Origin of the sequence: Mesorhizobium sp. M1E.F.Ca.ET.063.01.1.1 (genome assembly GCF_003998155.1) — a bacterium.
Lineage (GTDB): Bacteria > Pseudomonadota > Alphaproteobacteria > Rhizobiales > Rhizobiaceae > Mesorhizobium.
In genome coordinates this window covers 1-6781 of sequence record NZ_RZSC01000301.1, presented here as the reverse complement: position 1 = coordinate 6781, position 6781 = coordinate 1, and the positions used below count along the sequence as shown (strand labels likewise).

5 protein-coding genes and 1 pseudogene are annotated in these 6781 nt (G+C 62.3%); all 6 read right to left on the bottom strand.

The window, feature by feature from the left end; all coding sequences use genetic code 11:
- Positions 1–1067 (bottom strand): formate--tetrahydrofolate ligase (locus EOA29_RS20435; RefSeq protein WP_127221356.1); only part of this gene is annotated, 1067 nt, incomplete at its 3' end.
- 316 nt (positions 1068–1383) lie between these two features.
- Positions 1384–2508, bottom strand: a complete 1125-nt coding sequence (locus EOA29_RS20430; protein ID WP_126092322.1) for a DUF2333 family protein — start codon at positions 2506–2508, stop codon at positions 1384–1386.
- Positions 2509–2524: 16 nt separating this feature from the next.
- Positions 2525–3829 carry a DUF6638 family protein gene (locus EOA29_RS20425; protein WP_126092323.1) on the bottom strand — a complete coding sequence of 435 codons (1305 nt, stop codon included), beginning with the start codon at positions 3827–3829 and terminating at the stop codon, positions 2525–2527.
- Positions 3830–3944: 115 nt separating this feature from the next.
- A complete protein-coding gene (locus tag EOA29_RS20420) occupies positions 3945–4361 on the bottom strand; it encodes a DUF559 domain-containing protein (protein WP_126092324.1) in 417 nt (138 codons plus the stop codon).
- A 101-nt stretch (positions 4362–4462) separates the two neighbouring features.
- Positions 4463–6373, bottom strand: a complete 1911-nt coding sequence (locus EOA29_RS20415; protein ID WP_126092325.1) for an ATP-binding protein — start codon at positions 6371–6373, stop codon at positions 4463–4465.
- A 22-nt stretch (positions 6374–6395) separates the two neighbouring features.
- Positions 6396–6781: pseudogene (locus EOA29_RS20410) on the bottom strand (hypothetical protein); the annotation flags it as partial.

The following is a 6781-nucleotide window of genomic DNA, read 5'->3' as shown; positions in this document are numbered from 1 at the left end:
ACCGCCTCGATGTTCTCCTTGCCGAGGTCTTCCTTCTTGACGCCGCCATTCATCTTCATGGCGCGCACGGTGGCGACGATGACGGCCGCCGCCGGGTGGAGCCCGGCCTTGCGGCACTTGATGTCGAAGAATTTCTCAGCGCCGAGGTCGGCGCCGAAGCCGGCTTCGGTGACGACGTAGTCGGCGAGCTTCAGCGCCGTCGTGGTGGCGACGACCGAGTTGCAGCCATGCGCGATGTTGGCGAACGGGCCGCCATGCACGAAGGCCGGGTTGTTCTCCAGCGTCTGCACCAGGTTGGGCTGGATGGCGTCCTTCAGCAGCACGGCCATGGCGCCGTCGGCCTTGAGGTCGCGGGCATAGACCGGCGACTTGTCGCGGCGGTAGGCGACGATGATGTCGCCGAGGCGCTTCTCGAGGTCCTTGAGGTCGGTGGCCAAGCACAGGATCGCCATCACTTCCGAGGCGACGGTGATGTCGAAGCCGGCCTCGCGAGGAAAACCGTTGGCGACGCCGCCCAGCGAGCAGATGATATCGCGCAGCGCCCGGTCGTTCATGTCCATGACGCGGCGCCAGGCCACGCGGCGGATGTCGATGCCGAGCTCATTGCCCCAATAGATGTGGTTGTCGATCAACGCCGAAAGCAGGTTATGGGCGGTGGTGATGGCGTGGAAGTCGCCGGTAAAGTGGAGGTTCATGTCATCCATCGGCACCACCTGGGCGAGGCCGCCGCCGGCCGCGCCGCCCTTCATGCCGAAATTCGGCCCGAGCGAGGCTTCGCGGATGCACACGACCGCCTTCTTGCCGATGCGGTTCAGGCCGTCGCCGAGGCCAACCGTAGTGGTCGTCTTGCCTTCGCCGGCCGGCGTCGGATTGATGGCGGTGACCAGGATGAGCTTACCGTCCTTGTTGCCCTTCACCGACTTGATGAACTCGGCCGAGACCTTCGCCTTGTCGTGGCCGTAGGGCAGCAGATGCTCGTTCGGGATGCCGATCTTGGCGCCGATCTCCTGGATCGGTTTCTTGTTGGCGGCGCGCGCGATCTCGATGTCGGACTTCACTTCGGCCATGACGGCTTTCCTCTGGATTGGGCGGTGGAGGGTAGGGGTTCGATCATTCGTGCATGTTCGGAACGTCGCCCGGACGCAAGGGCATGTTCTAACCCTGTCGCTGCCGTGGCGTCAACTTTCATGCAACTATGTTTCCTGTGAAGAAATAAATTGCTGTTCCCGGTCGGGCCTTCCCAGGGTCTTTGGCGCCCGGTCGTTGCGCCGTATAGAAGCCAGAGCCGACGCCGCTCCGCCGTCTTAAAACAGCCGCGCAATACGCGAAAAGCGACAGAGGCGACGGCGCAAATCCGCCACCGCCCGGCTGTCTGGTCCAGCGTTACTGGGTCAGCACGTTGCTGATCTCGACCATGTTGGAGCGTACGCGCAGGATATAGAAGCCCATGGTTGTCAGGTGCGTCGGCAGCAGCCAGCCGTCCTCGCGGCCGTTGGCGATGATGAAGGGCTGGATGCGCAGCGCCGAGACGAACTGGGCGTCCATCGTGTCCCAGAGGTTCTGCAGGTGCTTTTCCTTGATCACGTCGTCGAAGTCGGCCTGCGCTCCCTTCATCAGGCCGTAATAGGCATAGAGCTGGCCATAGGCGAACCAGAAGCGATCGTCGGCGCGGAAGTCGAACCAACCATCATTGTGGTTCTCGGCGCGCTCCTTGAGGATTGCTGAGGTCGAGCCGATGTCCGACGAGATACGGTCGATATATTGCTTCAGATTGTCGGCGCGGGCATCGAACGTCGCCTGACAACTGGCAAGGCGAGCGTTGAAGGAGCGCAGCTTGCGCACCGCGTCGCGATAGTAGCTCGGCGTCGGGGTCTTCGGGCCGAACGGATTCAGGCCGAAATACCAAGTCTCTTCATCGAACTGCAGATTGCCGCGCGCGTCCTGCAGGTCGGCGTCGATCTGCGAGGTGGTGCGCACGCGACCCAGATTGTCGGCGAGCTCGGTCGCCGTGCGCCGCACTGCCTGGTTGATGCCGCGCTGGAAGGAAGCCTTGTTGTCCATCCATGGCGTGTGGTCCCAGTCGATGCCGAACAAGCCGAGCTTGTAGAGGATCATGGACGAGATCCAGGCATTCTGATTGACGTTGAAGTCGGTCAGATCGGCAGCCACCTGGGCGATTGCCGAGTTGCCGCAAGTCTTGGCGGTGTCGGTGCCGGCGCCGGCCGACACCTGCTCGCCGGCCGACACGTTACGCGTCTCGAAGGTGTATTTGTCGGGATAGTTCGGCTCGAAATTGTTCCACCATTGGGTGGCGTAGAAGAAGTTGGCATAGAGGCCGATCAGCACCAGCAAGGCCAGGCCGACCACAGCCTTGAGGATCCAGCCGCGCTGCCCGTACCAGCGGCCTGCCCACATGAACGGCCACAGGACGATGCCGATGACAAAGCCGATGCCGCGGCCAATCCATTGAAAAATTCGGGTAAAGAAATTCACGATCGGATCAAGCATGGCTCTCGTCACCCCCTCAGTCAGTCAAGCCGTAAAGGCGCGCGCGGAACGCCGCCTTGTCCTTCAAATATGTGGTTTTCAGAACGTCCACAACATGCGATCGCCAGGCGTCGCTGAAGCCGTCGAAGTCCTTGTAGAAGCCCGGTTTGTTGAAGACGTAGCGCGAGACGAAGTCCTGCGGCACGAAATCCGAGATCAACTGGTTGGTGAGCCAGGCATCGGGATGATCGGGCTTGGCGCGTACTGCCAGGAAGCGCAGGCGCGGCGGCACGTCATCCAGCTTCAGGTGACCGAACTGGGCGATCTCGCGCTTGGCGGCGTTGAGGAAGGGGAAGTTGCCGTCGCTGGCGATCAGGTCGGCATGGCGCTGGATCCAGGTCTGCAGCCAGACCTTGTCCACGTCGGTCAGGTTGCGGTTGGGCTCGGCGTCGCGGATCAGCGCCCGCACCACCATCTCGGCGCGATGCTCGAGATAGCCGGAGGCCTCGATCCAGGAGGCGCGCGGCAGGTCCAGGCGGCCGGTGGCGGCGAGGAAGCGGAACACCTTGTCGGCGTCGTTGATCGACAGATAGCTCACCTGCCAGGGCCGCGAGCGGCGGAAGCCGGGAGCGGCCGGATCGCTGATCACCGTCGTCATATCGGGATCGACGAACACGTAGAGCCCGCCGAAATGGCTGGTCCAATAGGCGTTGTGGCGGAAGATCACCTGGTCGGGCACCAGCGCGTTCTCGCGGATGTCGCCGCAGACCTTGGCGAGATCTACCATGCGTTCAAGCATGGCGTCGTCGCGCCAGGCGTCGGGCTCCTGCTTCAACCGGTCGACCAGCTTGCCGAGCTCGGCCGCCTTGCCCAGCACATCCTCGGCCGACAGCACCTTGAATTCGACCTGGTTGATCGACAGAAGATCCTCGATGTCGTTGACCTTGGGAACAGAGTCCTCGATCTCGCCGTAGATGACATCCTTGATGGTCAGCGCGTCGATGGCGCGCTGGTTCTTCGACATGAACTCGAACATCAACTGCGAGGTGTTGGAGAAGGCGGTGTGCACCACCGGCAGGTCGATCTGCGACGGCGTCAGGATGATGAAGCGGCGGTTGACCTCATTGGGATCGAGATAGTCGTAGTCGCCGCACTCCTCGGCGACCTCGGGCGAGAAGCCGGTGCGGTCGATCTGGAAGCTTTTCAGCTTGGTCGGCTCAAGGCCGAAGGCGGCAAGCGCCTTGTTGTAGCGCTGGATGAGGTGCGGCTCGTCGATAGCGAGCAGCCTGCCATAGATCAGCTCGTTGTCGCGCAGGAGGTCGGGCTTTTTGCTGGGGGTCATTTGGGCGACCCAGTGAGATTTTCCCGTATGGGCGAAGGATGGAGCGCCAACGTTGGCGTCCCCCTCTCCCCGTTCTTCACGGGGAGAGGGTAAGGGTGAGGGGCGGCGCGAACGGTCAAGGATATGTCTCCCCATAACCTTCGGCGGCAATAAATCGAAGGTCGTGTGTATCGATGTGGCGCCCTAAACGCTGCTCGACGGCCGCCAGTATGGTCTGAAGCACCGCCTCCCTGTCCTTCAAAACGTCAACGTTCCAAAAGCGGAGGACGGACCAGCCGGCTGACACCATGAAGCGATCGCGAATCTGATCATGTTTGTTCGCGATATGCTGGCTCCCATCAACTTCGACAACAAGCTGGCATTCCCTGCAGGCAAAATCAGCGAAATACCTGCCTATGGGGAACTGCCGCACGAATTTGTACCCGTTCAATCTGCGATCACGCAGCTCGTGCCAAAGTGCGCCTTCGGCATCGTTGTCTGACTGGCGCAATCGCCGTGCTCGCTTCGTCGTCTCGATTACCGGTCCACGCATGCGCTGCCCCTCACCCTTACCCTCTCCCCGTGAAGAACGGGGAGAGGGGGGCGCCAGCGTTGGAGCTACGTCTTTCAGCACATGTGAGCAGCGAAGCAACATTAAGCATTCCACAGGCCCTTCTTCTTCAACTCCTCCATCTCGCGCGCCGCGCGTTCGCGCAGGCGCGCGTCGCGCAGGAGCTTCTCCACCGCCGCGTCGTCGGACTTGTCGGAATAACGGAATTCGGAATCGGCGTAGCGGTTGATCTCCTGCATGACCATGTCCATCGAAAACGGCCCGCGCAGTTCCTCGATCATCGCCTTCTTGTCGTCGTAGCTCTTGTGCATGAAGGCTTCCGGCTTCTCGAACCAGTCGTCCGGCAGCTCGATATCCATGGCGCGCATCTTGATGGCGTCGGTGACGTTCTTGATGGCGCGCCCGGTGAAGCGCGGCTCGGCATCCTTGATCATGTGCAGATAGGTGCCGATATCGGCCAGCGTCTTCGGGGCGCCGTTCTCCTTCATGTAGCGCTCATAGACCTTCATCAATCCGTCTTCCTGCGGCTTCTCGTGCTCCTCATAGGCTTCCGCCACGGCGCGCTGGATCTCCTGCGCCGCGTAGAGCTTGTGGTCCCCGAGCGGGATCTTGTGGTTCTTGCCGGCAAGCAGCACGAAGATGTCGATGTAGTCGTCGCGGGTCTGCGGACCGTCCACCAGCCAGCGTGCGCCGGCGCGCTGGCGCAGCGCATCGTCGACGTTTTCCGGATAGTTGGAGAACATGCCGAAGGAACAGTTGCCGCGCACCACCGTTGAGGCGCCCGCGAAGGCGTCCATCAGCACGCCGGTGATCTCCTGCTGGCCTGCCGACGCGCGGTCGTCGGAACGGCGCGCCGCCACCTGGTCGATGTCGTCGATGGTGCCGAAGCCGATGACGCGCGGATTGAGCACGTTGTTGACGAATTGGCGGCAGTTCTGGCCGGACTTGCCCTGATAGGACGAAATCTGGTCGACGCCGAAATTCTCGTAGGCGAAGGGATAGCCGGCGACTTGGCAATAGCCGTTGACGAGACCGGCGATCATCTGGATCAGCGTCGTCTTGCCGGTGCCCGGCGCGCCATCGCCGATGAAGGTGAACAGGAACCCGCCGAGCTCGACGAAGGGGTTCAGCTCGCGCTCGAAGTCGTAGGCCATCAGCATCTTGGCCAGCCTGACCGACTGGAATTTGGCGATATGATTGCCGACCACCTCTTCCGGCTTCTTGAAGGTCATCACCAGCGGCTTCGAGCGTTTGCCGGGCGCCACGTCGAAGCCGTCGAGCGTGAAGTCGTCGACATCGATGCGGATATGGGCGTTCTCGAATGGGCCGATGCCGTCGAAGCGGCCTTTTCGCGCGAGCAGCCCGTCAATGGCGACACGGGCAAAGGCGCGCGCCCGCGTTGCTAAATCGGCATCGTCCCTGGAGCCGGCAATTGCCAGGTCGAGGCCGGCCACGATCGACTTCACCGCGTCCTGCGGCGTGTCGAACAGGAAGTCGGGTTCGGGGATGTCGTTCGGCGCCTCGCCGTCGCTGTCGATGAGCTGGAAGAGGTAGGAGGCGAAGCTGAAGGCCGAAACATAGGCCGAGGCCGACAGAAGCTTCTTGAAGGTTGCGGCTTCGTCGCCTTCGAGCGGGGCGCGGGCATTCTTCGCCTGCAGGCTTTCGAGGTCGGAACCCTCGGCAAAGACGCCCGCTATGGCGAGCGCGATCGCCAGGCCGCGGCGAGCGCGGTAGAGAAGCGTGTGCTGGGCAATGGTCATCAACTGGTCGTCGGGATGGATCGCGGCGACCGTCTTCGTGAGCTCGACCTCGCGCGTGCGGCGCACCGAGCCGACCGAGACGGTCGAGACGAAGCGACGGTTGGTGCCGGCGAGCGCGGTGCCGGATTCGCGCGACGGGTCTTCCAGCACGACGATGCGGGTGATGAAGCTCTGCGCGGTTGCGCGGTGTTTTTCGATTGCCGCTTCCGAGATCGTTGTCAGCCCGGTGTCCATGAAGGATGCTCCGCGGTTGAAATCAAACGTCGCTGATGACCTGCCCGTTCGACAGGATGTGGACCTTGTAGCCGGAAAAGATCCTCTGTGCCTCGCCGGCGGCGTAAAGTGCCTGATAGGCCTCGTGCGGGATCAGAGCATGGTTCTCGTAGCTCGATACACCCTGGCGCGCCGCCTCGAGGTCGTCGGTGTTGATGAAGAATTCCTGCGTCGTCTTCTCGCTGGAGAACAGGCCCTTGCGGCCGGGCTTCTCCGACTTGGAAAAGACCTCCTGGATGGTCCAGGTGAGCAGCCAGGCGTTTTCCGGCTTGCGCACCTTGGCCAGCACCTCAGCCACCGTCGAATTGTTTTCGGTGATGCCGGCGGAATAGAAGGGGCCGAGCACGACGCGCCGAAGCTGCTTCGGAT

Coding starts and splice junctions, on each gene's coding strand:
- EOA29_RS20430 (WP_126092322.1), bottom strand. CDS start 2,508: ATGCTTGATCCGATCGTGAATTTCTTTACCCGAATTTTTCAATGGATT.
- EOA29_RS20425 (WP_126092323.1), bottom strand. CDS start 3,829: ATGACCCCCAGCAAAAAGCCCGACCTCCTGCGCGACAACGAGCTGATC.
- EOA29_RS20420 (WP_126092324.1), bottom strand. CDS start 4,361: ATGCGTGGACCGGTAATCGAGACGACGAAGCGAGCACGGCGATTGCGC.
- EOA29_RS20415 (WP_126092325.1), bottom strand. CDS start 6,373: ATGGACACCGGGCTGACAACGATCTCGGAAGCGGCAATCGAAAAACAC.